An 18,335-nucleotide genomic window follows, 5' to 3' on the forward strand; every position below is an offset into this window, starting at 1 on the left:
GGAAGGCAGGGGTCTGCGCTCCGCCCTCGCCGACGATCAGCTCGGCCAGGTCTCGGGGCTCATGGCGAGCACCTCGCCGGCGAAATGCAGGCCGCCGCAGATCAGGACGTGCGGCGCAGGGCCCTCGATCTCCAGCGCCCGCGCCACCCCGTCCGACACATTGGCCGCCGTCTCGGGGCTCAGCCCGGCCCGCACGGCCGCGGTGACGAGCTCGTCGGCGCTGGCCGCGATGGCCGAGTCGAAGGTGGTGCAGATCACCCGCGGCCGCATCTCGGCGAAGGGCCGGAAGAAGCCCTCCGCGTCCTTGCGGGCGAACATGCCCGTGACCAGCACCAGCGGGCGTGGGTCGCGATCGACGATCCGGCTCGCCGCCTCGGCCAGCGCCCGGCCGGCGTGCGGGTTGTGCCCCCCGTCGAGCCAGAGGTCGGCGCCGCGCGCCTTCGCCAGCTCGGCCAGCGGTCCCGCGGTCAGCCGCTGCATCCGCGCGGGCCAGACCGCGCTCGCGACGCCGCGGCCCAGCACCTCGTCCGACAGGCTGGGGTCGAAGGTCAGGGCCGCCGCCACGGCCACGCCCGCATTGCCGAACTGGTAGCCGCCGAAGAGGCTGGGGGCCGGAAGGTCCAGCAGCCGCTCGGGCATCTGCACCAGCAGGCGCCCCCGTTCTTCCCAGGCGTCGAAGTCGCGGCCCATCAGGAGCATGGGAGCCATGCGGTCGTCGGCCTCGCGCTCGATCATCTCCAGCGCCTCGTCCATCTGGCGCGCCACCACCACCGGACGGCCGTGCTTGACGATCCCGGCCTTTTCCCATGCGATCTTCGGCAGTCCCGGCCCCAGCATCTCGAGGTGGTCGTAGTCCACCGGCGTGATGACGCTCACCGCCGGCGCGTCGAACACGTTGGTGGCGTCGAAGCGGCCGCCCAGGCCCACCTCCACCACGCAAAGATCCGCCGGCGTCTCGGCGAAGGCCAGGAAGGCCAGAACCGTGGTGATCTCGAAGAAGCTGATCGGCTCGCCGCCGTTGGCCGCCTCCACGCGCTCGGTCAGCGCCAGCAGGTGCTCGTCGGTGATGAGGTTGCCCGCCAGGCGGATCCGCTCCGCGAAGCGGACGAGATGGGGCGACGTCAGGGCGTGCACGCGCAGGCCGGCCGCCTCGCCGATGGCGCGCAGGTACGCCACCGTCGAGCCCTTGCCGTTGGTGCCGGCCACATGGATCACCGGCGGCAGCCTGCGCTCGGGATGGTCCAGCGCCGCGAGCAGCCGCTCGACGCGGCCCGTCGAGAGGTCGATCAGCGTCGGGTGATTGGCCCGCAGCCGCTGGATCACCGCATCCGAGGCGCGGATCGGATCGTGGCCGGGGTCGGACGGAAGGGTCATGCCGCGATCCTTCCTCTCTGGGGGAGGCGCAGGGCGTCGCAGGTCCGATGGGAACGGGGTGTCGCCCCGGACGCGAGCCGCCGGGGCCATGGGCCCCCTCCCGCTTCGCGAGCTCCCCCAGGGGGGGAGCGTTCACACGTCATCACGCCGCCCTGGAACGCTCGCGCCCCATCATGAGGGTGCCGAGGATCGAGCTCAGCTTTTCGGGGATGTCCTTGCGCTCGACGACCTGGTCGATCATGCCGCGCTCCACGAGGAACTCGGACTTCTGGAAGGTCGGCGGCAGGGTCTCGCGGATCGTCTGCTCGATCACGCGCCGGCCCGAGAAGCCGATCGTGGCGTTGGGCTCGGCCAGATGGACGTCGCCGAGCATGGCGTACGAGGCGGTCACGCCGCCCGTGGTCGGATCCGTCAGCACGACCACGTACGGCAGGCCGGCCGCCTTCACCTCGTTCAGCGCCAGGGTGGTGCGGGCCATCTGCATCAGGCTGAGCGTGCCTTCCTGCATGCGCGCGCCGCCCGAGGCGGTGAAGATCACCAGCGGGACCCCCCGCCTCACGGCTTCCTTGGCCGCCACCACGAAGGTCTCGCCCGCGGCCATGCCGAGCGACCCGCCCATGAAGGTGAAGTCCTGCACGATCACCACGGCCGGCTGGCCCTGGATGTGGCCGTAGCCGCTGGCCATCGAGTCCTGCTCGCCGGTGGCCTTCCGCGCCGCCGCCAGGCGCTCGGCGTAGGGGGTGGTGTCCGGGAACTTCAGCGGGTCGTCGGCGATCACCGGGGTCGCGATCCGCTCGTACTTGCCGTCGTCGAAGGTGTAGGTCAGGCGCAGCTTGGCGCCGATGCGCATGTGGTTGCCCGAGGGCGTCACCCAGAGCGCCGCCTCGAGGTCGGGGCGATACAGCATCTCGCCGGTGTCCGGGCACTTCACCCAGAGGTTCTCGGGCGTGTCCTTCTTGGTCAGCCCGCGCACGCCGGGCGCGATCCGCGAGAGCCACCCCCGCCGACGCTCGGTGTTGGGCGCTCGGCCCGGCTTGTCGTTTCGCTGTTCCGCCATCGCCATGGTCTTCAGGCCGGGACCCGCCGCGCGAGGCGCACAGCCTTAGCCAGCGCACCCACTTTGGAAAGCACCCGGCCGGTCACGTCTTCGTTCAATTCCACTGCTTCGGCCACCTCGTCCACAAGCGCCGAGCCCACCACGACCGCGTCGGCGACCCTGGCGACCGCCTCGGCGCGCTCGGGCGTCTTGATGCCGAAGCCGACCGCCACGGGCAGGCCGCTGGCCTTGCGCACGCGCTCCACGTGAGGCGCCACGGCCGCCGCGTCGGCTTCCTTCACCCCCGTCACGCCCGCCACCGACACGTAGTAGACGAAGCCCGAGGTGCGCCGCACGACCACCTGCAGCCGGGCGTCGTCGGTCGTGGGCGTCGCCAGCCGGATCAGCGAGATGTCGTGGGCGTCGAGCGCGTCGGCCAGGGGATCCGCCTCCTCGGGCGGGCAGTCGACGATGATCAGGCCGTCCACGCCGGCCGCCGCGGCGTCCCGCGCGAAGGCCTCGACGCCCCAGGTCACCAGCGGGTTCATGTAGCCCATCAGGATGACCGGCGTGTCGGCGTCGGCGGCGCGGAAGGCGGCGATGGCCCCCAGCGTCGCCTTGAGCGTCATGCCCTTCGACAGGGCCCGCTGGGCCGCGCGCTGGATCGGCGGGCCCTCGGCCATGGGATCCGAGAAGGGGAACCCCACCTCGATGAGGTCGGCGCCGGCGGCGGGCAGCCCCTTCAGGATGGCCAGCGCCGTCTCGGCGTCGGGATCGCCCGCCATCACGTACGGCACGAACGCCGCGCGTCCTTCCGCCTTCAGGTCGGCGAAGCGCTTCTCGATCCGCGACTTGCTCAAATCGTCCGCCCCAGGTGCGCGGCGACGGTGTTCACGTCCTTGTCGCCGCGGCCCGACAGGTTCAGCACGACGACCCCGCCCTTGCCCACCTCGCGGGTGATCTCGGGCAGGCGCGCCAGGGCGTGCGAGCTCTCGATCGCCGGCAGGATCCCCTCCAGCTTGGAGAGCAGCATGAAGGCGTCCAGCGCCTCGGCGTCGGTGGCCGTGAGATAGGTCGCGCGGCCCACGTCATGCAGCCAGGCGTGCTCGGGGCCGATGCCGGGATAGTCCAGCCCGGCCGAGATGGAATGCGCTTCCTCGATCTGCCCTTCGCGGTCCTGCAGCAGGTAGGTCATGTTCCCGTGCAGCACGCCCGGGCGGCCCCCGTTGATCGCCGCCGCGTGCCGGCCGCTGTCCATGCCGGACCCCGCCGCCTCGACGCCGAAGATCTTCACGCCCTCGTCGTTGAGGAACGGATGGAACATGCCGATGGCGTTCGAGCCGCCGCCCACGCAGGCGACCAGCGCGTCGGGCAGCCGCCCCTCGACCTCCAGGATCTGCTCGCGCACTTCGCGGCCGATGATCGACTGGAAATCGCGCACCATCACCGGGTACGGGTGCATGCCCGCGGCCGAGCCGATCAGGTAGTAGGTGTCGTGGACGTTCGTGACCCAGTCGCGGAGCGCCTCGTTCATGGCGTCCTTGAGGGTCGCCGAGCCGCTCGTCACCGGCCGCACCTCGGCGCCCAGCAGGTTCATGCGGAAGACGTGCGGCTTCTGCCGCTCGACGTCGACGGCGCCCATGTAGACCACGCAGGGCAGCCCGAAGCGGGCGCAGACGGTGGCGGTGGCCACGCCGTGCTGTCCGGCGCCGGTCTCGGCGATGATCCGGGTCTTGCCCATCCGCATGGCCAGCAGGATCTGGCCCATGCAGTTGTTGATCTTGTGCGAGCCGGTGTGATTCAGCTCCTCGCGCTTCAGGTAGATCTTCGCGCCGCCGAAGTGCTCGGTCAGGCGGGCGGCGAAGTACAGCGGCGAGGGCCGGCCCACGTAGTGGCTGAGGAAGCCCGCGAGCTCGGCCTGGAAGGCGGCGTCCGCCTTGGCCGCCGCGTAGGCCGCGTCGAGGTCGTGGACCAGCGGCATCAGCGTCTCGGGGACGTATTGCCCGCCGTAGTCGCCGAAGCGCCCGCGGGCGTCGGGGTAGGCGGCGTAGTCGTTCGGGCGAGTGGGCGCGTTCATGGTCGGCGGAGGCGTCTCAGGCGCGGCGGACAGCGTCGAGGAACGCCGTGATCAAGGCCGGGTCCTTTAGTCCGGGACCGCGCTCCACGCCAGAGGAAACGTCGACGATGGGCGCGCCCGACGCGGTGATCGCCTCGGCCACGTTCCAAGGGTTCAGGCCGCCCGCCAGGAACCACGGCTTCTGGAAGCGTCGGCCCTTCATCAGGGTCCAGTCGAACGCCACGCCCCGGCCCCCCGGGCGATCGGCGTCCTTCGGCGGCTTCGTCTCGAACATGAGGTGGTCGACCACCGGCTCGTAGGCCGCCGCCGCCGCCAGGTCGCCGGCCTCGGCGACGGGCAGCACCTTGATCACGCCCGCGCCGGTCCGCCCGAGCACCTCGCGCACACGCCCCGGGGGCTCGTGGCCGTGCAGCTGGATCAGGTCCGGCGCCAGGTGGCGGGTGATCGCGTCGAGCTCGTCGTCGCTGGGGTCGACCGTCACGGCCACCAGCCTGACCCCCTTGGCCCGCGCCGGGGGAGCCAGGCGCGCAGCCGCGTCCGGCGCGATGTTCCGCGGGCTCCTCTCGAAGAACATGAAGCCCAGGAAGGACGTGCGCCCGTCCAGCGCCGCCTGCACGGCCTCGGGGGTCGTCACGCCGCATATCTTCGTCTGAGCCGCCATGGGCGGGGATTAGGGGCGCGGGCGGGCGTTGCGCAAGGGCCGCGGGCGGGCCAACGTTCCGCCCATGACGGGCGATACCGGCAGCGCGGCGGCGGAAGACATCCTCTGGCCCACATGGCGGCGGCTCATACGGGCGCTGCCCGTGTCCCGCATGCCGTGGGAGTGGATCACGTCGCCCAGCATGTGGCGGCTCTTCGGGGCGGACTTCCTGACGGGCCTGCTTCGCAACCGCACCACCCGCAGCGTCTTCGCGGTGCTGGAGCCGCTCAGTCCAGGCGACCTGCGCCGGATCCACGCCCTGGCCCTCGTGAACCACCGGCGGCACGAAGCCGTGTCGCGCTGGTTCGCCATCGGCTTCGTCACCCTGCCGGCCTCGGCGGCGCTGACGCTTTCCGAGCTCGCGCCCGACACGCTGAGGGCGATCGCCGCCGCCGAGGGGCCGGCGCGCTGGTACTTCTGGATGGCCTACGCCGCCGTCGCCGTGGCGCTCTACCTGATGTTCGCCTGGCGGGCGCGCCAGCTGCTCACCCTGGTGGAGCTGATGCTGATCCAGCGGGGCGTGGACCTGCGCGACGATGCGGCCGCCGACGAAAGCCCGATCGAGACGCCGATCGGCGGCTAGGTCCGGAACAGAGCCGCCTCCGACCGGTTGTCACCGGCCACGGAGGACCACATGCAGACTCGAACCAACGGCCAGTACGGCCAACTCGCCGCCGGCGCCGCCATCGGCCTCGCCGCCGGCCTCGCGCTTCCCCTCGCCCGCAAGGCGCTGATGCAGGCGCCCTCCGCGGCCACCGGAGACTGGGCCGAGGCGCTGAAGGCCGAGCACAGGCTGGTCGAGAAGGCCTTCGAGGCGGCGCTCGCGACCACCGAAGACGACGTGATGAAGCGCGACATGCTGCTCGCCAAGATCGCCTATGCGCTCACCAAGCACGCGATCCAGGAGGAGAACGTCATCTACCCGGCCATGATGCAGCACGGCCAGCAGGACCAGGCCCGCGCGCTCATCGAGGACCACGGCCGCATCAAGACCTTCATCTTCGAGCTGCGGAACATCGACGCCGGCGACGTGATGTGGCGCTCGACGCTGCAGGGCTTCTACGACGACCTGCGCACCCACATCCGGGAGGAGGAGGACGTGATCTTCCCCGCCTTCCATGCCGCCCTGCCCGAGGCCGAGAGCGCCCGGCTGACGGCCATGATGAACTGGGAAGGCTTCAAGGTCGCCTGATACCGGGCCGGAGAGGCCCGCCCGGCCCGGCCGCGCTACTTCGCCTTCAGGAGGTCGCGGATCTCCGCCAGCAGCGCCTCCTGGGGCGGCGGGGCCGGCGGAGCGGCTTCCGCCGGCGGCGGGGCGCGGCGCATGGCGTTGACCGCCTTCACCAGCAGGAAGACCACCCACGCGACGATCAGGAACTTGATGCCGGCGTTGATGAGGGCGCCGTACTGGATCGCGACCAGTTCGACCGCCTCGGTGGCGGGATCGTCGGGCTTCAGCACCCAGGCCAGCTTGGAGAAGTCCACGCCCGACGTCAGCAGGCCGATCGGCGGCATCACCACCTGGTCCACCAGCACCTTGACGATGTCGTTGAAGGCCGCGCCGACAATGACGCCGACCGCCAGGTCGACCACATTGCCGCGCGCGATGAACTCGCGGAACTCCGAGACCATGCCCATGATGCGCTCCCTTGGCCGGGCGCAGGGGCGGCTCCCCTCACGCCGTTCGCCGAAACAGGAACCGCGTCGCCGGGCGCGTCAAGCCGACGTCAGGCAGCGGGCGGCGGGCCGCGCTCGGTCCTGAGCAGGTCGCGGATCTCGGTCAGCAGGCGCTCCTGAGGCGGCGGGGCCGGCGGGGTCACCGGCTTGCCCGACGTCTCGACCTCCCAGCGCCGCACTGCGTTCATGCCCTTCACCATCCAGAACACCACCCAGGCCACGATCAGGAACTTCAGCGAGACGTTGATGAAGTGGCCGTACTTCACCGCCACCAGTTCGTTGGCCTTGGTCAGGGGATTGTCGGCCTTCAGCACCCACTGAAGGTTGGCGAAGTCGAAGCCCGACAGCAGAAGGCCGATAGGCGGCATCACCACGTCGTCCACCAGGCTCTTGATGATGTCGTTGAACGCCGCGCCGACGATGACGCCCACCGCCAGGTCGGCGACGTTGCCCCGCGCGATGAACTCGCGGAATTCCGTGAACACGCTCATGCGAACTTCCCCGGGTTGAGGTCAGAAGGGGGAACCGCGGAAATCACGAGGATCTGCGGAGGTCCCGCGCGAACGGGCCTTCCTGCGCATCTCCGCGCTCTGCGGTTCAGGGATGGGGGCTTGCGGCGGGCGCAAGCTCGGGCGCTAGCGCTCGTCCTCGACGTTGAGGCGCTCGCGCAGCTCCTTGCCGCTCTTGAAGAAGGGGACGTGCTTGGCGCGGACGTCCACCGGCTCGCCCGTACGGGGGTTGCGGCCCGCGCGCGCGTCGCGAGAGCGGACCGAAAGCGCGCCGAAGCCGCGCAGCTCGACCCGGCCGCCCTCTTCCAGGGCCTGGATCATCCGCTCGAGGATCACGCCCACCACGCGCTCGATGTCGCGCTGCGTGAGGTGCGGGTTCTCCTCCGCGAGCTTCGCGATGAGTTCGGACTTGATCATTATCCCCTCGAACCGGCGCGACCATGGCCGAGGCACGGTCGCGGATCAAGGCGCAAAACGGCGACTTCGCCCCTGTGGTGAAGCTTGTTCCGCGAGTTGCGTTCAACTTTCGCGCGCGAGGCGAAAAAGGACACGGCGGGCCGGTTTCCCGGCCCGCCGTGCTGGAGACGGTCTTTCGACGTCGTCCTATTCCTTCTGGGCCTTCTCGCGCAGCGCGGCGCCCAGGATGTCGCCCAGCGAGGCGCCCGAGTCGGACGACCCGAACTGCTCGATGGCTTCCTTCTCTTCCGCCATCTCCAGCGACTTGATGCTGAGCGAGATGCGGCGGGCGGCCTTGTCGACGTTGGTCACCTGGGCGTCGACGCGGTCACCCACGGCGAAGCGCTCGGGACGCTGGTCGGCGCGGTCGCGCGACAGGTCGGACTTGCGGATGAAGGCCGTCATCGGCGCTTCCTCGTCGCCGAACTTCACCTCGATGCCGCCCGAGGTGACCTCGGTGACGGTCGTGGTGACGGTCTGGCCCTTGCGGAAGGTGTCGCCCTGGAGCGGGTCGCCGGACAGCTGCTTGATGCCGAGCGAGATGCGCTCCTTCTCGACGTCGACGTCCAGCACGCGCGCCTTGACGGTCTCGCCCTTGACGTACTTGGCGATCGCCTCCTCGCCGGGCGTGGCCCAGTCGAGGTCGGAGAGGTGCACCATCCCGTCGATGTCGTTGTCGAGGCCGATGAACAGGCCGAACTCGGTGGCGTTCTTGACCTCGCCCTCGACGACCGTGCCGATCGGATGCTCGGCGACGAACTTCTCCCAGGGGTTCTGCAGGGCCTGCTTGAGGCCCAGCGAGACGCGGCGCTTGGACGGATCCACGTCGAGCACAACGACGTCGACTTCCTGAGACGTCGAGACGATCTTGCCGGGGTGGACGTTCTTCTTGGTCCACGACATTTCCGACACGTGCACCAGGCCCTCCACGCCCGGCTCCAGCTCCACGAAGGCGCCGTAGTCGGTGATGTTGGTGATGCGGCCGGTGAACTTCGCGCCCACCGGGTACTTGGCTTCCACGCCGTCCCACGGGTCGGACTGGAGCTGCTTCATGCCGAGGCTGATGCGCTGGGTGTCCGGGTTGATCTTGACGATCTGGACCTTCACCGTGTCGCCCACCGCCAGCACCTGGCTCGGGTGGTTGACGCGCTTCCAGCTCATGTCGGTGACGTGCAGCAGGCCATCGATGCCGCCCAGGTCCACGAACGCGCCGTAGTCGGTGATGTTCTTGACCACGCCTTCGCGGACTTCACCCTCTTGCAGCTGGCTGACCAGCTCGGTGCGCTGCTCGGCGCGGGCTTCTTCCAGGATGGCGCGGCGCGACACGACGATGTTGCCGCGCGGGCGGTCCATCTTGAGGATGGCGAAGGGCTGTTCCTTGCCCATCAGCGGGCCGACGTCGCGCACCGGACGGATGTCCACCTGGCTGCCGGGCAGGAACGCCGAGGCGCCGCCCAGGTCGACGGTGAAGCCGCCCTTCACGCGGCCGACGATGACGCCCATCACCGGCTCGTTCTTCTCGTAGACGCCTTCCAGACGCGTCCAGGCCTCTTCGCGGCGGGCCTTCTCGCGGCTGATCACCGCCTCGCCCATGGCGTTCTCGACACGCTCCAGGAACACCTCGACGGTGTCGCCGGCCTTCAGCGGCGGCTTGTCCTCGCCGGGGGCGGTGAATTCCTTCAGCGGCACGCGGCCTTCGGTCTTCAGACCGACGTCGACGATGGCGAAGTCCTTCTCGATGGCCACGACCTTGCCGTGGACCACTTGGCCTTCCATGAAATCGCGCCCGCCGAGGGACTCGTCGAGCAGCGCGGCGAAGTCGTCGCGCGAGGGGTTGAGGCTCAGATCGTCAGCCATGAGTTCTTTCGTTCGAAAATGATCGGGGCCCACGCAGCCTGAGGCCGGTGGTCCCTACCGGGTTGGAGGTTGAACCGAAGACGCGGGAGACACCCCGCGCGGTGACGTTTGCCCGCAGCTGTCCGAGGGAAAGGCGCGGTTGGATTTGCCCTACCGGCCGGACGTCCCTTCGGAAGCCTGCCAGCGAGCGCGCGCCGCCTCGACGATGCGGCGGGCCGCATCGGCGGCCTGCTCTATAGTCATTTCGGTCGTGTCGAGCAACTCCGCGTCCGGCGCCTGGGTCATCGGCGCGGCGTCGCGGGCTCCGTCGCGTTCGTCCCGCCGCCGGATGTCGGCGAGCACGTCCGCATAGCCGACGGGCTCGCCCTGGCCCGAGAGCTGCTTCCAGCGGCGCTCGGCCCGGACCTCGGGCGTGGCGGTCACATAGAGCTTGGCCGGCGCCCCCGGGCAGATCACGGTGCCGATGTCGCGGCCGTCCAGGACGGCGCCGCCGGGCTGCCCCGCGAAGTCCCGCTGGAAGGCGAGCAGCGCGTCGCGGACCTGCTGGTGCACCGCCACGCGGCTGGCCAGTTCGCCCGCCGCCCGGGTGCGCAGCGCCGGGTCGCCGAGCTGCGCCGCGGACAGGCCCGCGGCCACGGCCGCCGCCGCCGCCGCATCGTCGAGGTCGCCCCCGGCCCGTTCCGTCAGCACGCCCACGGCGCGGTAGAGCAGGCCCGTGTCCAGCACCGGCAGGCCGAAGAGATCCCCCAGCCGCGCCGCGACCGTCCCCTTTCCCGACGCCGCCGGACCATCCACCGCAATAACGAAGGGCGTCATCCTCTCCCCCCGTGCAGCGAAGCGGAACGGAGAGGGAGAGGGTTCGTCAGGCGCGGCATCATGCCTCGCCGATGTCGGCGCCGAGGCCGCGCATCAGGTCCACGAAGCCCGGGAAGCTGGTGGCGATCATGCCGGGTTCGTCGACGCGCACCGGCGCCTCGGCCGCGAGACCCAGGACCAGGTGGCTCATGGCGATCCGATGGTCGCCGTGCGTGGTGACCAGCGCGCCGCCGCCGACGCCGTGGTTGGCGCGCACGGCCCCCACCACCGTCAGCGCGTCGGGCTCCTCCTCGACGCCGGCGCCGCAGGCGGCGAGCCCGGCGGCCATCAGGGCGATGCGGTCGCTCTCCTTCACCCGCATCTCGCCGATGCCGCGCATGGCCGTGCGCCCACTGGCGAAAGCCGCCGCCACCGCCAGGATGGGGTATTCGTCGATCATCGACGGCGCCCGCTCGGGCGGCACGTCGACGCCCTCCAGGGCGGAGTGCCGCGCGGTGACGTCGGCCACCGTCTCGCCGCCCTCGTCCCGGACGTTCGTGACCGACAGGTCCGCGCCCATCTCGCCCAGGGTGTCCAGCAGGCCGATGCGCGAGGGGTTCAGCAGCATCCCCTGCACCGTCACCTCCGAGCCCGGGACGATCAGCGCCGCCACCAGCGGGAAGGCCGCCGACGACGGGTCGCCCGGCACATGGATCCGCGTCCCCTTCAGCGCCTGGCCGGCTGGCAGCACGATGTGACGCCCATCCTCCGCGTCCCGCACCTCGATCTCGGCGCCGAACCCGCGCAGCATCCGCTCTGTGTGGTCGCGCGTCGCCTCGGGCTCGATCACCTCGCAGCCCTGGCCGTTCAGGCCCGCCAGGAGCACCGCCGACTTCACCTGCGCCGAGGGCTCGGGCAGCGTGTAGGCGATCGGCTTCAGGTTCCCGCCCCGCAGGGTCAGCGGCAGCCGCCCGCCATCGCGGCAGATCCAGGTCGCGCCCATCTGGCCGAGCGGCTTCAGCACGCGGTTCATGGGCCGGCCGCGCAGCGAGCCGTCCCCGGTGAAGGTGGCCGCGATCGGGAAGCCTGCCGCGGCGCCCATGATCAGGCGCACGCCGGTGCCCGCATTGCCGCAGTCGATGACGTCGGCCGGTTCGGAGAACCCGCCGCGCCCCTCCACGCGCCAGCGACCCTCGCCCAGCCGCTCCACGCCGGCGCCGAACGCCGCCATCGCGGCGGCCGTGCGGCGCACGTCGTCGCCTTCCAGCAGGCCTTCGATCTCGGTGACGCCGCTCGCCAGCGCACCGAGGATGAGCGCGCGGTGGCTGATCGACTTGTCCCCGGGCGCGCGCACGACGCCCCTCAAGGGGCCGCCCCGCCGGGCGGTCAGTTGGGCCGCCGACATATCTCGAAAATGCGCCTTTCGCTGAGGGCTGGACGTGCGGGCGATTGCTTTGACAGGCGCTTCCGCGCGTGGCAAGGGACGCCGCCTTTCCGCCGAACATCCTAATCTTAGAGGGTCGCCGCCTTTGGCCAATCCCGAGCTGGGCACCAAGCAAATCTGCCCCACCTGCCAGGCTAAGTTCTACGATCTGAACAAGCGTCCCGCGCACTGCCCCAAGTGCCAGAGCGAGTTCGATCCCGACGAGGCCGTCCGCAACCGCCGCGTCCGCGCGCGCACGATCGTGCCCGAGGACGACCAGGTCGAGGATCAGGTCGCGGCCAAGGAGACGGACGACGAGGAAGAGGAAGAAGAGGTCGTCACGCCGGAACTGGACGAAGTGGCCGACGAGCCGCCGCTGGCCACCGACGACGACGAGGACGAGGCCGAACCCGCCGCCGCGGGCGTCGGCGAGGATCTGGGCGAATTCGCCGACGACGACGAAGTCGAGGACGCCGACGACGTCCCGTTCCTCGAGGACGAGGACGAGGACGACTTCGACGAGTCCGAGATCGAGGGCCTTCCTGACGAAGGCGACGAGGACTGAGCGAGAGGGCGGCCTGCGGGCCGCCCTTTTCGTTTCAGGGCCGCCCCGCGACGTGCGTCAAAAAAAGCCTGTAGAGCGGGCTTGATCGCGGGAACCGGTTTGAATAGGTTCCGCGCCTTCCTGGGGCCCCGGCCTCCGGAAGACCCGACCTCGGGGCTATAGCTCAGTTGGTAGAGCGCTTGAATGGCATTCAAGAGGTCAGCGGTTCGACTCCGCTTAGCTCCACCATGGAGGCCCGCCGGCGACCCCGGCGGGCCTTCGCCGTTTCAGGCGGCGCCGAAGTCGCCGCGCCGGAAACGGTCGGGCATCGAGTCGCGGAACGGGTACATGTCGAAGAAGGGCTGCGCCTCGGCCAGCGCCTGGCGCACGGACGGGCGCGTCAGCAGCCGCTCGAAGTAGGCGTCCAGCGTCGCGAGCGTCTTCGGCCAGGGCGCCACCACGCCCGAATAGAACAGCGCCGGCGCGGCCGCGCAGTCGGCGATCGTGAACGCGTCCCCGGCCGCCCACGTCCGGCCGGCGAGGCGGCCGTCCAGCATGGCGTAGGACATGGCCAGCGTCGCGCGGGCGTCCGGCAGCGCGCGGGGGTCGCGCTCGGCCTCCGGGCGAAGGATGTCGGCGACGAACGCCTGCATCGGCGTCATCACATAGGCGTCGAAGAGCCGGTCCATCAGCCGCGCCTCCAGCGCGGCCTCCGCCTCGGCGGGGATGAGGCGGGCGCCGTCCGGCGCCAGCCGCTGGGCGTACTCGAGCTGGATGCTGGTTTCCGGGACGACCCGCTCGCCGTGCTGCAGAAGCGGGATCTTGGCGGTCGGCCAGAGCGCGGCGTAGGCCGCCCGGGCGTCCGGGTCCATCAGGTCGGGCGTGCGGGTCTCGAACGGCACGCCCAGTTCGCGCAGCCCGATGGTGAGCTTCTGGCAGTAGGACGACAGCGGGTGGAGGTGAGCGATCAGGCGCATCGGCGGCCTTCCGGACGTCGCGCCGTCGCCCGGCGCTGGCCGTCCCGGTTCTGGCGCCTGCCGTCCCGCGCGCCTAGAGCAAGAGATCGCGTTCTCGCGGCGAACCGGCTCCCAACCTCGCCGAACGCGCCCCAGCGATTTGGTCACAATCCTGGATTGCTTCTGCAACTGCAGGCTAGGCGAAGCTTGCAATCATGCTATGCAGGGTTGCCTGCGCCCAGCACCCCCCTTTTTCGCCTGGCGCGGGTCGGCCCGGGGCGCTCCGTCGGGGGAGCTCCGGGCCACGGGGAAAGACCGGCGGTTGCGCGGCCTCGACGGCGCGGACTAAATGCCGGCCATGCGGACATCCCTTCTGCGCCTCGCGCCCCTTCTCGCCGGTTTCGCCGCGCTCTCGGCCTGCGACCAGCCGAAGTTCCGGGACAAGGGCGATGCGGCGACGCCGGCCGCCGAGGCTCCCGCCGCCGCCGGCGCGCCCGCGGCGCGGGTGATCCCGACCAGGGCCGAGGCGGTCCCGGCGGTCCCCGCCTGGGCTGCGGCGCACATGGGCAAGCCCCTGCGGGCCCAGTTCCCCAAGACCGGCGTCTGCAAGGGCAACACCGACGTCGTGGATGTCCGCTTCACGGGCCAGCCGTCGGGCGTGCAGATCCTGGGCTGGGGCTGGGATGTGCCGAAGGCGGCGCGGGTGTCCCGCGTGGTGCTGGTCGACGTCGGCATGAAGATCGTCGGCGCCGGCGAGGGCGGCGCGCCCCGGCCTGACGTGCCCACCGCCCTGCCCGAGATTTCGGACCCCAACGCCGGCTGGACCGCCGTCACCCAGGCCGCGGGCCCGCTCGACGCCTATGGCGTCGTGGGCGACGGCGACGCTGTGTGCGCGCTGGGCCACATCGAATTCTGATCCGCGGGCATGGCGCCGCCCGCCTCAACCCGTGACGCGCTGAGCCGGGCGCCGTGGTTCGCCGCGGCGGTGTTCTCGGCCCTGGCCGCCGTCGCGTTCGCCTGGCCGAGCTGGCCGGGCTTCATGTCGTACGACAGCCTGCTGGCCTACGAGCAGGCCCGCTACGGCGTCGGCACCAGCCTCTGGCCGCCGCTGCACACCTACATGTTCGTGGTCAGCCGCGCGGTGGGGGCCGACACCTGGGGCGTCCTCCTCTTCCAGACCTTTGCGCTGCTGTTCGGCGCGGCGCTGGTTCTGCACAGCCTGGTCGCCCGCCGGCTTCTGGCCTGGACGCTCTGGGCGCTGTTCACGGGGGGCCTCGTCTTCTTCCCGACCCTCCTGGGGTCGATGATGGCGCAGTGGCGCGACGTGCCCACCGGCGGGTTCGCCGTCCTCGGGCTGGGTCTCTGGCTGCAGGCGGCGCGCGCGCGCTCATGGCCGCTCCTCGCCCTCGCCGTCGTGGCCTTCGGGCTTTCGGTGGGGCTCCGCTACAACGCCCTGGTGCTTGTCGCCCCGGCCCTCCTCCTGATGGTCTGGCGGCCCTTCCTGGCGAACGCCGCGCCGCTGGCGGCCCGCACGGCGACGCTGGCGCTGGTCGTCGCGAGCCTGGGCCTCGCCTGGGCCTCGACCCAGTGGCGCCTTCCCGACCTGGTGCGGATGCCCGACGCCCGGAACATCGCCGGCACCCAGCTCTTCGACGTGATCGGCGTCTCGGCCTGCGCCGGGGTCAACTACCTGCCCCGCGGCGTCACCAACGGCCAGCCGATCACGGTCGCCCAGATCCGCCGCGCCTACGACCCGCGGCATCTCCTGCTCACGCTGAAGCCCAAGCCCGGGGTCCCGAAACTGATGGAAACCGACGCCGGCGGCCAGGTGGGCCGGGTCTGGACGCAGCTCGTCACCGCCGAGCCGGCCTGCTACCTGGCGCATCGCTCGGCGGTCGCCGCCGAGCAGATGGGCATGCTGAAGTCCGAGGTCTTCTATCCGGTGCACGGCGGCATCGACGCCAACCCCTTCGGCCTGCGCCTCGCACGCCCCGAGCTCGCCGCGCGGGTGTCGGGCTATGTGGAGCGCGCCGCGCCGGAGTTTCCCCGGCGGCCGTTCTGGCTCTATCTCCTCGCGGCGGTCCTGACCCTCGCCGCGGCGCTGCGCGCCCGGGCCCACGCGGTGCTGCTGCTCGCGATCCTGGCCGGCGCCCTGGCCTACCCGGCGCTGCTCTTCCTCGCCGGGCCGGCCGCGGACGCCCGCTACATCTTCCCGTCGAACGCGCTCGCCCTGCTCCTCGGCGTCGCGGCGCTGGGCCTCCTCGCAAGTCCGGGAGCGCGGCGATGAGCGACGCCTTGCGCACACGCCACGGCAAGACGCTGAGCCTCGTCATCCCGATGCACGACGAGGCGCCGGTGCTGGACCTGCTGTTCCAGCGCCTCGACGAGACCCTTGGCGGGCTGGGTGTCCAGCTGGAGATCGTCTGCGTCGACGACGGCAGCCGCGACGACACCTGGGCGCGCCTGCAGGCCCGCGCCGCGCGCGATCCGCGTCTGCGCCTGATCGGCCTCTCCCGCAACTTCGGCAAGGAAGCGGCGCTGACGGCCGGGCTGGAGATGTGCCGAGGCGACATGGTGGCGCCGCTCGACGCCGACCTGCAGGATCCGCCCGAGCTGATCGCCGAGTTCATCAGCCTGTGGGAACAGGGCTACGACGTGGTCTACGGCGTGCGGGCCGACCGCTCCTCCGACACCCGCGCCAAGCGCTGGAGCGCCGGGGCGTTCTACCAGCTGTTCAACGTCGTGGCCGACCAGGCCATCCCGGCCTCCACCGGCGACTTCCGCCTCATGGACCGCGCGGTCGTCGAGGCGCTGAAGCGCCTGCCCGAGCGCAACCGCTTCATGAAGGGTCTCTTCGCCTGGGTCGGCTTCCGGCAGGTGGGCGTGCCCTACACGCGGCCCCTGCGCGCGGCGGGCAGCAGCTCGTGGCCCTACCGGCGCCTGTTCCGTTTCGCCCTGGACGGCATGACGTCCTTCTCCACCGCCCCGCTGCGGGTCTGGACGCTGGTGGGCGTGGGCTCGGCCGTGGTCGCGCTGCTGGCGGCCCTGGCCATCGTGATCCGCGTGCTGGTCGTCGGCCGCGACGTGCCCGGCTACGCCTCGCTGATGGTGGTGATCCTGTTCGCCTTCGCCCTGCAGATGATCGCGCTCGGCGTCCTCGGCGAGTACATCGGGCGGATGTACCAGGAGGTGAAGGGCCGGCCCATCTACCTCGTGCGCGACCGCGTCGGGTTCGACTGATGGAGCGCCAGGTCTACGATCGGATGCGCGCGCTCGAGCAGACGCACTGGTGGTTCGCCGCGCGCCGCGACATCCTGTCGTCCGAGATCGCCCGCCTGCCGCTGCCGAGGCCGGCGCGGATCCTCGAGGTCGGATGCGGCACCGGCGGCAACCTCGAACTGCTGAAGGCCTTCGGCGACGTCCAGGCGATCGAGCCCGACGCCGAGTCGCGCGCCTACGCGGCCGAGCGGTCGGGCGTGACCGTGCAGGGGGGGCTGCTCCCGGCCGGCCTGCCGGACCTCGGCGGACCGTTCGACCTGATCGCCGCCTTCGACGTGATCGAGCACGTGGACGACGACGCCGGCGCCGTCGCCGCGCTCGCCGCGCGACTGAAGCCCGGCGGCGCGCTGGTCACCACCGTCCCGGCCTGTCCGTGGATGTGGAGCGAGCACGACGAGCATCATCACCACAAGCGCCGCTACCGGCTGCCGGCCTATCGGCGCCTGTTCGAGGCCGCCGGCCTGAAGGTGCGCCGCGCCACCCACTTCAACACCCTGCTCTTCCCGCCCATCGCGGCCGTGCGCGCGCTGAAGGGGGCCGCTGGGCTCAAGGGCGACGACGAGGCGCTGCCGCCGGCCTTCGCCAACCGCCTCCTGCGCGGGGTCTTCGGCGCGGAGACGGCGCTGCTCCGGCTCGGGAGCCTTCCGTTCGGCGTCTCGATCCTGCTGATCGCCGAACGGCCGTGACCGAAAGGCCGCTGGTCCACCAGGTCTCGCTCTTCGCCGTCGTCGGCGCCGCGGCGACGCTGATCCATGTGGCCGCCGCCCTGACGGCGCGCGAGGCGGCCGGCCTCGCGCCCCTGCAGGCCAACCTCGCGGGCTATCTCTGCGCCGTCGGCGCGTCCTACTTCGGCAACGCCTGGCTCACCTTCCGGCGGCCGGTGATGCACGGGCCGCAGTTCGTGCGGTTCCTGGTGGTCTCCCTGGCGGGCCTGGCCCTCACCCAGGCGCTGACGTGGCTGCTCGTCCAGCGTCTCGGCTGGCCGTTCTGGGCGGGTCTCGCGGTGGTGGCGGTGGCGACGCCGGCGCTGTCCTTCATCCTCCAGCGCACGTGGGCGTTCGGGCTGCGATCGTAGGACCGTTGCAATTGGCCGGGCCTCATACCATCTGAACAGCGTCCGGTTGCACCGAGCCGATACCGGGCGGTTCGACCGGAGAGTCGCTTCTTTCGAGGACTCCGTCTGGATGAACCGTAGCCTGATCTTCGACAGTCCGTTCCTGCTGGGTTTCGAGCATACCCGAAGCCTCATCGAGCGGGCGGCCAAGGCGGCCGCCGAGAGCTATCCCCCCTACAACGTGGAGGATATCGGCGACGGCGCCCTGCGCATCACGCTGGCCGTGGCCGGGTTCGCCCCCGACCAGCTCAGCGTCACCGTCGAGGACCGCCAGCTTGTCGTCGCCGGCAAGCGGGAGGGGGCCGCGGGAAAGTCCGAGGACTCCTACCTCCACCGCGGGATCGCCGCGCGGGGCTTCGTCCGAAGCTTCGTCCTGGCGGACGGCATGGTGGTGGAGGGGGCGACCCTGGAGCACGGCCTGCTCCACATCGACCTGGCCCGGCCGGAGCCCGAACTGCGCGTTCAATCGATCCCGATCCGAACCCGAAGTTGAGCTCCACCGAAGACTAGAAGCCTGGGACGCCGGAATTGCCCGGGT

General features: G+C 71.2%; 21 protein-coding genes and 1 tRNA gene. 10 read left to right on the forward strand and 12 right to left on the reverse strand.

The genetic code is table 11. The annotated features are described in order from the left end of the window. Nucleotides 1-36: 36 nt before the first annotated feature. From JNK30_RS03885 to JNK30_RS03905, 5 genes are all read right to left on the reverse strand, one after another. Nucleotides 37-1,374, reverse strand: coding sequence for a folylpolyglutamate synthase/dihydrofolate synthase family protein (locus JNK30_RS03885; RefSeq protein ID WP_293480360.1), 1,338 nt, complete (start codon nucleotides 1,372-1,374; stop codon nucleotides 37-39). 142 nt (nucleotides 1,375-1,516) lie between these two features. After that, entirely contained in the window at nucleotides 1,517-2,437 is a 921-nt protein-coding gene (gene accD, locus JNK30_RS03890) for an acetyl-CoA carboxylase, carboxyltransferase subunit beta (protein WP_293480361.1), read from the reverse strand. A gap of 5 nt (nucleotides 2,438-2,442) precedes the next feature. Beyond that, on the reverse strand, nucleotides 2,443-3,270 hold the full coding sequence (gene trpA / locus JNK30_RS03895; RefSeq protein WP_293480363.1) for a tryptophan synthase subunit alpha: 828 nt from the start codon (nucleotides 3,268-3,270) through the stop codon (nucleotides 2,443-2,445). Further along, nucleotides 3,267-4,487: a tryptophan synthase subunit beta gene (trpB, locus tag JNK30_RS03900; RefSeq protein ID WP_293480365.1), complete on the reverse strand. Its 1,221-nt coding sequence runs from the start codon at nucleotides 4,485-4,487 to the stop codon at nucleotides 3,267-3,269. The genes trpA and trpB overlap by 4 nt, the downstream gene beginning before the upstream one ends. A 16-nt stretch (nucleotides 4,488-4,503) precedes the next feature. Beyond that, a complete protein-coding gene (locus JNK30_RS03905; protein ID WP_293480367.1) occupies nucleotides 4,504-5,148 on the reverse strand; it encodes a phosphoribosylanthranilate isomerase in 645 nt (214 codons plus the stop codon). A 64-nt stretch (nucleotides 5,149-5,212) separates the two neighbouring features. Between JNK30_RS03905 and JNK30_RS03910 the strand changes: the two genes are divergently transcribed. Together JNK30_RS03910 and JNK30_RS03915 are read left to right on the forward strand one after the other, a co-directional pair. After that, nucleotides 5,213-5,770, forward strand: a complete 558-nt coding sequence (locus JNK30_RS03910; protein WP_293480369.1) for a hypothetical protein — start codon at nucleotides 5,213-5,215, stop codon at nucleotides 5,768-5,770. 51 nt (nucleotides 5,771-5,821) lie between these two features. Further along, nucleotides 5,822-6,379, forward strand: a complete 558-nt coding sequence (locus tag JNK30_RS03915; RefSeq protein ID WP_293480371.1) for a hemerythrin domain-containing protein — start codon at nucleotides 5,822-5,824, stop codon at nucleotides 6,377-6,379. Nucleotides 6,380-6,414: 35 nt separating this feature from the next. Here JNK30_RS03915 and mscL (JNK30_RS03920) read toward each other — a convergent pair whose 3' ends face one another. The 6 genes from mscL (JNK30_RS03920) to aroA all read right to left on the reverse strand — a co-directional run bounded on the left by mscL (JNK30_RS03920) (nucleotide 6,415) and on the right by aroA (nucleotide 11,886). Further along, complete coding sequence (mscL, locus tag JNK30_RS03920; RefSeq protein ID WP_293480373.1) at nucleotides 6,415-6,825, reverse strand: large-conductance mechanosensitive channel protein MscL; 411 nt, start codon at nucleotides 6,823-6,825, stop codon at nucleotides 6,415-6,417. Between the two features lie 89 nt (nucleotides 6,826-6,914). Next, nucleotides 6,915-7,355: a large-conductance mechanosensitive channel protein MscL gene (gene mscL, locus JNK30_RS03925; RefSeq protein WP_293480375.1), complete on the reverse strand. Its 441-nt coding sequence runs from the start codon at nucleotides 7,353-7,355 to the stop codon at nucleotides 6,915-6,917. A 144-nt stretch (nucleotides 7,356-7,499) separates the two neighbouring features. Further along, on the reverse strand, nucleotides 7,500-7,790 hold the full coding sequence (locus JNK30_RS03930; RefSeq protein WP_293480377.1) for an integration host factor subunit beta: 291 nt from the start codon (nucleotides 7,788-7,790) through the stop codon (nucleotides 7,500-7,502). 186 nt (nucleotides 7,791-7,976) lie between these two features. Further along, the gene (gene rpsA / locus JNK30_RS03935; RefSeq protein WP_293480379.1) at nucleotides 7,977-9,686 is read right to left on the reverse strand and encodes a 30S ribosomal protein S1; all 1,710 of its coding nucleotides are present in this window, start codon (nucleotides 9,684-9,686) and stop codon (nucleotides 7,977-7,979) included. A gap of 150 nt (nucleotides 9,687-9,836) precedes the next feature. Beyond that, nucleotides 9,837-10,502: a (d)CMP kinase gene (gene cmk, locus JNK30_RS03940; RefSeq protein WP_293480381.1), complete on the reverse strand. Its 666-nt coding sequence runs from the start codon at nucleotides 10,500-10,502 to the stop codon at nucleotides 9,837-9,839. Nucleotides 10,503-10,560: 58 nt separating this feature from the next. Further along, nucleotides 10,561-11,886: a 3-phosphoshikimate 1-carboxyvinyltransferase gene (aroA, locus tag JNK30_RS03945; protein ID WP_293480383.1), complete on the reverse strand. Its 1,326-nt coding sequence runs from the start codon at nucleotides 11,884-11,886 to the stop codon at nucleotides 10,561-10,563. Nucleotides 11,887-12,010: 124 nt separating this feature from the next. On the opposite strand from aroA, the gene JNK30_RS03950 reads away from it, so the two are divergent. Together JNK30_RS03950 and JNK30_RS03955 are read left to right on the forward strand one after the other, a co-directional pair. After that, nucleotides 12,011-12,469 (forward strand): TIGR02300 family protein, encoded by a 459-nt coding sequence (locus JNK30_RS03950; RefSeq protein WP_293480385.1) that lies wholly within the window; start codon nucleotides 12,011-12,013, stop codon nucleotides 12,467-12,469. A gap of 152 nt (nucleotides 12,470-12,621) precedes the next feature. Continuing rightward, nucleotides 12,622-12,697: transfer RNA gene (locus JNK30_RS03955), tRNA-Ala, on the forward strand. A 38-nt stretch (nucleotides 12,698-12,735) separates the two neighbouring features. Here the strand turns inward: JNK30_RS03955 and JNK30_RS03960 are convergent. Further along, nucleotides 12,736-13,425, reverse strand: coding sequence for a glutathione S-transferase family protein (locus tag JNK30_RS03960; RefSeq protein WP_293480387.1), 690 nt, complete (start codon nucleotides 13,423-13,425; stop codon nucleotides 12,736-12,738). Between the two features lie 337 nt (nucleotides 13,426-13,762). Here JNK30_RS03960 and JNK30_RS03965 point away from each other — a divergent pair, with 337 nt between their 5' ends. The 6 genes from JNK30_RS03965 (at nucleotide 13,763) to JNK30_RS03990 (ending at nucleotide 18,290) form a co-directional block, all read left to right on the forward strand. Beyond that, nucleotides 13,763-14,320 (forward strand): hypothetical protein, encoded by a 558-nt coding sequence (locus JNK30_RS03965; protein ID WP_293480389.1) that lies wholly within the window; start codon nucleotides 13,763-13,765, stop codon nucleotides 14,318-14,320. 9 nt (nucleotides 14,321-14,329) lie between these two features. Then, nucleotides 14,330-15,691: a hypothetical protein gene (locus tag JNK30_RS03970; protein WP_293480391.1), complete on the forward strand. Its 1,362-nt coding sequence runs from the start codon at nucleotides 14,330-14,332 to the stop codon at nucleotides 15,689-15,691. Next, complete coding sequence (locus tag JNK30_RS03975; RefSeq protein WP_293480393.1) at nucleotides 15,688-16,644, forward strand: glycosyltransferase family 2 protein; 957 nt, start codon at nucleotides 15,688-15,690, stop codon at nucleotides 16,642-16,644. Before JNK30_RS03970 ends, JNK30_RS03975 begins: the two co-directional genes overlap by 4 nt. Continuing rightward, nucleotides 16,644-17,369 (forward strand): class I SAM-dependent methyltransferase, encoded by a 726-nt coding sequence (locus JNK30_RS03980; RefSeq protein WP_293480395.1) that lies wholly within the window; start codon nucleotides 16,644-16,646, stop codon nucleotides 17,367-17,369. Before JNK30_RS03975 ends, JNK30_RS03980 begins: the two co-directional genes overlap by 1 nt. Continuing rightward, on the forward strand, nucleotides 17,366-17,758 hold the full coding sequence (locus tag JNK30_RS03985) for a GtrA family protein (RefSeq protein ID WP_293480397.1): 393 nt from the start codon (nucleotides 17,366-17,368) through the stop codon (nucleotides 17,756-17,758). The genes JNK30_RS03980 and JNK30_RS03985 overlap by 4 nt, the downstream gene beginning before the upstream one ends. Before the next feature lie 109 nt (nucleotides 17,759-17,867). Further along, the gene (locus JNK30_RS03990) at nucleotides 17,868-18,290 is read left to right on the forward strand and encodes an Hsp20 family protein (RefSeq protein ID WP_293480398.1); all 423 of its coding nucleotides are present in this window, start codon (nucleotides 17,868-17,870) and stop codon (nucleotides 18,288-18,290) included. Nucleotides 18,291-18,335: the final 45 nt, after the last annotated feature.

Origin of the sequence: Phenylobacterium sp., from assembly GCF_016793225.1 — a bacterium.
Classification (GTDB): Bacteria; Pseudomonadota; Alphaproteobacteria; order Caulobacterales; family Caulobacteraceae; genus Phenylobacterium.

Excerpts from the sequence above, each read along its gene's own strand:
- aroA (WP_293480383.1), bottom strand. The coding sequence starts at position 11,886 with ATGTCGGCGGCCCAACTGACCGCCCGGCGGGGCGGCCCCTTGAGGGGC.
- trpB (WP_293480365.1), bottom strand. The coding sequence starts at position 4,487 with ATGAACGCGCCCACTCGCCCGAACGACTACGCCGCCTACCCCGACGCC.
- JNK30_RS03980 (WP_293480395.1), top strand. The coding sequence starts at position 16,644 with ATGGAGCGCCAGGTCTACGATCGGATGCGCGCGCTCGAGCAGACGCAC.
- mscL (WP_293480375.1), bottom strand. The coding sequence starts at position 7,355 with ATGAGCGTGTTCACGGAATTCCGCGAGTTCATCGCGCGGGGCAACGTC.
- cmk (WP_293480381.1), bottom strand. The coding sequence starts at position 10,502 with ATGACGCCCTTCGTTATTGCGGTGGATGGTCCGGCGGCGTCGGGAAAG.
- accD (WP_293480361.1), bottom strand. The coding sequence starts at position 2,437 with ATGGCGATGGCGGAACAGCGAAACGACAAGCCGGGCCGAGCGCCCAAC.
- JNK30_RS03960 (WP_293480387.1), bottom strand. The coding sequence starts at position 13,425 with ATGCGCCTGATCGCTCACCTCCACCCGCTGTCGTCCTACTGCCAGAAG.
- JNK30_RS03905 (WP_293480367.1), bottom strand. The coding sequence starts at position 5,148 with ATGGCGGCTCAGACGAAGATATGCGGCGTGACGACCCCCGAGGCCGTG.
- JNK30_RS03970 (WP_293480391.1), top strand. The coding sequence starts at position 14,330 with ATGGCGCCGCCCGCCTCAACCCGTGACGCGCTGAGCCGGGCGCCGTGG.
- JNK30_RS03915 (WP_293480371.1), top strand. The coding sequence starts at position 5,822 with ATGCAGACTCGAACCAACGGCCAGTACGGCCAACTCGCCGCCGGCGCC.
- JNK30_RS03975 (WP_293480393.1), top strand. The coding sequence starts at position 15,688 with ATGAGCGACGCCTTGCGCACACGCCACGGCAAGACGCTGAGCCTCGTC.
- rpsA (WP_293480379.1), bottom strand. The coding sequence starts at position 9,686 with ATGGCTGACGATCTGAGCCTCAACCCCTCGCGCGACGACTTCGCCGCG.
- JNK30_RS03990 (WP_293480398.1), top strand. The coding sequence starts at position 17,868 with ATGAACCGTAGCCTGATCTTCGACAGTCCGTTCCTGCTGGGTTTCGAG.
- JNK30_RS03910 (WP_293480369.1), top strand. The coding sequence starts at position 5,213 with ATGACGGGCGATACCGGCAGCGCGGCGGCGGAAGACATCCTCTGGCCC.
- JNK30_RS03930 (WP_293480377.1), bottom strand. The coding sequence starts at position 7,790 with ATGATCAAGTCCGAACTCATCGCGAAGCTCGCGGAGGAGAACCCGCAC.
- mscL (WP_293480373.1), bottom strand. The coding sequence starts at position 6,825 with ATGGGCATGGTCTCGGAGTTCCGCGAGTTCATCGCGCGCGGCAATGTG.
- JNK30_RS03885 (WP_293480360.1), bottom strand. The coding sequence starts at position 1,374 with ATGACCCTTCCGTCCGACCCCGGCCACGATCCGATCCGCGCCTCGGAT.
- JNK30_RS03965 (WP_293480389.1), top strand. The coding sequence starts at position 13,763 with ATGCGGACATCCCTTCTGCGCCTCGCGCCCCTTCTCGCCGGTTTCGCC.